Raw genomic sequence first — 3,767 nt, 5'->3', positions numbered from 1 at the left:
TACGCCGATTGGGAGACACGCCCTAGCTGGATCGACGGCAATGACGGAGCGCCTACCAAGGGTGTAGGGGACGTTGGCGCCGCCATGCTCGAGTTCGAGCGAGTGTGTGGCCTGCGCAGTAGACGGCCGACTCGAAGCGGGAGTTCCTCCGATCGGGAGGTGGTCGAAGCGCGCGATGGAGACGCGCCGAATCTCAAAGCTAGAGTGGTTCGCTCCTACTCCGGGAAACCCGACAGACGTCCGCCAACGACGCGGAAGGCGTTTCCTACAAAGGTCTACGGCGACGAAAGTCAATAGACGTTCGCGATCATCACCCGCCGTGGTGAGTACGCGGCCGGTGAGGTCCGTGGCCGGGACAAGGGCCGGTTCTTCGGCGCGTCCCCGGTCGCAGGAGCCATGACCTCCTCAGAGTTCCCTGCGCATACAGGCGCGCGGCCACTGGTCAAGGCCGCGGGCGATCTCTGTGGCTCTGATCTCCTTGAGGCCGGGGGTCTCCTCGTTCTCGGCGAGGTACCGGAACCCATGACGCTCGTAATATGGCCCGTTCCACGGGACGTCGGTGTAGGTGGTCAGAGTGACCGCGGGAAGGCTGCACTCTCGAGCCCAGCCGATCATGTGATTCAGCAGAGCGGTCCCGATCCCACGGTGCATGAAATCGCTGTGCACCGAGACCTGGTCGAGGTGAGCATTGGCGTCGATCACATCCGCCAGCAGGTACGCCACGGGCCGATCGGCCCCGTCGGTGCTGACCCACGCCCGCCCGTTCTGCACGAACTGCAGTAGCGAGTTGACCGACGGAGGGTCGTCCTCGGCCACCACGGTCATCCCGATCTCGGCAAAGGGTGCGCCGGCCGACCGTTCTATGTCCTGCACAAGGAGTAGATCACTCTCCCTGGCGGGCCGGATACTGTGCGTGGTCACCGAATTTCCCCGTTCTCTTCGACCCGTGCAACGCGGTCTGGGCACTTCATCTCTGGCGCCCTGCCCTGGTGTCGGTGCGGCCCGGGCCCGGTGATCTCAGCAGGCGCCCGCGCCGCCGAGCGCCCGGGCGACCATCGAGTGTGTCCGCGGATCGAGCGCCATCCCGCCGTGGGAGGTCGGGCCGCCGCCGCAGGCCTGCTCCGGTACCCGCCACCCCACTCCGGGCCCCGGCACGAAACTCCGCTGCGGTGGCAGGAGATGGTCGCCGCCGGTGGCGATGAGCGTGTAGGCGACCCCGGGTAGGAACGGGGTGCGGTCGAGTCCGTACCAGGCGGTGAGCATGGGGCTGCCGGGTGACAGTTCGGCCAGACCCCGCAGGTTGGCGGCCCAGAGCGCCGCGCCTGCGACCCCCGGTGGCAGCTGGTGGGGGATCAGGCCACTGTTGTCGGCGCCCCAGTACCCGCCCACCGAGACCACCCGGCCCACCGCGCCGGGGCGCAACACCTTGGTGGTGTACCCCGCGATCGAGGCGCCCTGCGAGTAGCCCACCAGGTCGACCTGCGCGGCGCCGGTGACCGCGCGCACGTGGTCGATCACCCCGGCGAGCTGCGGACCGGACGCACCGACGATCGAGTCGAGACCTCCCCGGGCCGGGTTGCCCGCGTACGCGCCGAGGGTCGGTGCGATCACACAGAACCCCTGCCTGCGCAGCGGCTCGCCCAGTCGCGGCATGGTGTTGGGGCCGTTGTCGAACGTCCCGTGCACCAGAATCACCGGCCGCGGGTGGGCCGGGGTCGGTCGGCAGGTGATCGGGGTGTCCACCGCGGCTGGCGGGCCGGGGGCGCCGATGGGTCCGTTGATGCCGTTGAGCGCCTCGGTCACGTAGGGCCCGAGCTCGCCCGAGGGATCCAGGTCCCCGACGAGGTCCGTCAGTGCGTCCTCCACCGGCCCGGCGGCGGCCTGTGGGACGAGTGCGGGCGCGGCGGTGGTGGTCGTGACCGCCGCGGCGAGGGGTACGGCCAGCGCGCCAGCGACGAGGGCGCCGGCAAATCGGGAACGCAGGCGGCGTGGGGTGCGGGAACCGAGCATGGTGACTCCCAAAGAGTGTGAGGTCACACAAGTATGCGAGTGCCGAGCGGGATCGGGTACCGCAAGGACCTCACGTTCTCGCGGCGCGGACCGATTACTGCGGACGCCGCCGACCGGGGCGGGTGGCCCACGATCAGCTCGAGGTGAGGCCCTACTGGGCCAGGACCTTGTTGACCAGACGCGTCGCGAAGTTGGGCGAGAACTTGGAGATGTTCGCGAGCACGGTCGTCTGCTCACCGACGCTGTAGGACGTGCGATGAAAGCGGCGGTCAAGGGTCGTCGGGTGGACGGACTGCCAGACCTTGTCCGCGACCTGCTCGGGAGTGATCTTGATGCCGAGCGTCTTGGTCGTCTTGGTCTTGGGGTCCGCGAGAGCGGTCTTGGCCCACAGCGGCCAGATCCCCACCACTCGCACGCCGTGCGGTGCCCACTCGAGCTCCAACGCCTCGGTCAGCCCGGCGACGTAGAACTTGGCGGCGCTGTACGTGGCGATCCCGGGTTGACCGTAGATCGCCGACGCGGACGCGATGTTGACCAGGTGCGACCCCGGCGTGGCCTTGAGGTACGGGAACGCGGCTTTGGCGCCGAGCGTCACCCCCAACACATCGATGTCGATCTGGGCCTTGACCGCGTCAGCCGAGATCTCCGACAGGTCGCCGGCGACAAGAACACCCGCGTTGTTGTCCAGGACGTCGAGCGTCCCGCCGGTGTGCGAGGTGAACTCCTCCAGCGCCTTCTCCCACTGCTGCATATCGCGGACGTCGAGCTCTCCAGTGATCCAGTCGGGATGACTCGACTGCACCGCGGCCAGGGCGTCCTTGTCGACGTCGTACACCCCGACAGTCCATCCCTCGCGGCCGAATCGCTCCGCCGTTGCCAGGCCGATCCCAGCCGCCCCGCCCGAGATGAAGATCGATGCCATTCGCTGTCCTCCACACGCAAGTCCGATGCGGCGCGCCGCCCGGAGATATCCGACACTCGACAGTACCGAGCATTGGACGGGCGAGGGAAAGCTCTACCAGTGCGCGATCACGAACGTCTGCCGCGATCACGCGTGTCTCTCGGGCGCTGTGCCAACCTCACGTTTCCCTCGCGCGGAGCGACTACCTCCCGAGACCGGTGGGAGGGGCGTGTGAACGTGGCGCCGGAGACGAGGGGAAGATCTGATCTATGAGGGCAGCCTTCGACGGTGCGGTGGTCCGGCACGGGCCGACGGTTCTGCGAGTGTGCCGTGCGGTCCTGGGTCCCGGCCCTGACGCCGACGACGCCTGGTCCGAGACTTTCCTCTCCGCGCTGCGGGCCTGGCCGGACCTGCCGGAGGAGACCAATGTGGAGGCGTGGCTGGTCAGGGTCGCCCACCGCCGCGCCGTGGACGTGGTGCGCAGATCAGCGCGAATGGCAGCCCCGGCGGGAGGCGCGGACGAGGTCGCCCTGCTCGGGGAGTGGGCGGGAAGAGGCCGCGGGAGCGACGGAGCCGCGTGGAGGGGCGGCGGTGGGGGCGACGACGACGAGCTCGGCGGGCACGCGATCTGGGATGCGGTCGCCACTCTGCCCACCCGGCAGCGGCTCAGTGTGGCCTACCGGTACCTGGGCGGGTTGCCGTACGCCGAGATCGCCGCGCTCATCGGGGGCAGCGACTCGGCCGCGAGGCGCGCGGCGGCCGACGGGGTGGCGGCCCTGAGGCAGACCATGGAGACGACACCGACCATCAGGTCGATACCGACCATCAAGACGACACCGACCATCGAAACGACACC

4 protein-coding genes are annotated in these 3,767 nt (G+C 69.0%); 1 reads left to right on the top strand and 3 read right to left on the bottom strand.

The genetic code is table 11. The features are described 5' to 3' along the window. Positions 1-405: 405 nt before the first annotated feature. From G6021_RS09770 to G6021_RS09760, 3 genes are all read right to left on the bottom strand, one after another. Positions 406-921: a GNAT family N-acetyltransferase gene (locus tag G6021_RS09770; RefSeq protein ID WP_347238943.1), complete on the bottom strand. Its 516-nt coding sequence runs from the start codon at positions 919-921 to the stop codon at positions 406-408. A 96-nt stretch (positions 922-1,017) separates the two neighbouring features. After that, the gene (locus tag G6021_RS09765) at positions 1,018-2,037 is read right to left on the bottom strand and encodes an alpha/beta fold hydrolase (RefSeq protein WP_347238942.1); all 1,020 of its coding nucleotides are present in this window, start codon (positions 2,035-2,037) and stop codon (positions 1,018-1,020) included. A 124-nt stretch (positions 2,038-2,161) separates the two neighbouring features. Then, positions 2,162-2,932: an SDR family oxidoreductase gene (locus G6021_RS09760; protein ID WP_182641176.1), complete on the bottom strand. Its 771-nt coding sequence runs from the start codon at positions 2,930-2,932 to the stop codon at positions 2,162-2,164. 248 nt (positions 2,933-3,180) lie between these two features. Here G6021_RS09760 and G6021_RS09755 point away from each other — a divergent pair. Continuing rightward, a partial coding sequence (locus G6021_RS09755) for a sigma-70 family RNA polymerase sigma factor (RefSeq protein ID WP_182641175.1) occupies positions 3,181-3,767 on the top strand: 587 nt, incomplete at its 3' end.

This window comes from Dietzia sp. CW19 (assembly GCF_014145265.1).
GTDB classification, from domain to species: domain Bacteria; phylum Actinomycetota; class Actinomycetes; order Mycobacteriales; family Mycobacteriaceae; genus Dietzia; species Dietzia natronolimnaea.
Note: the sequence above shows the minus strand (reverse complement) of the source record. Positions and strands in the feature narration are given on the sequence as shown.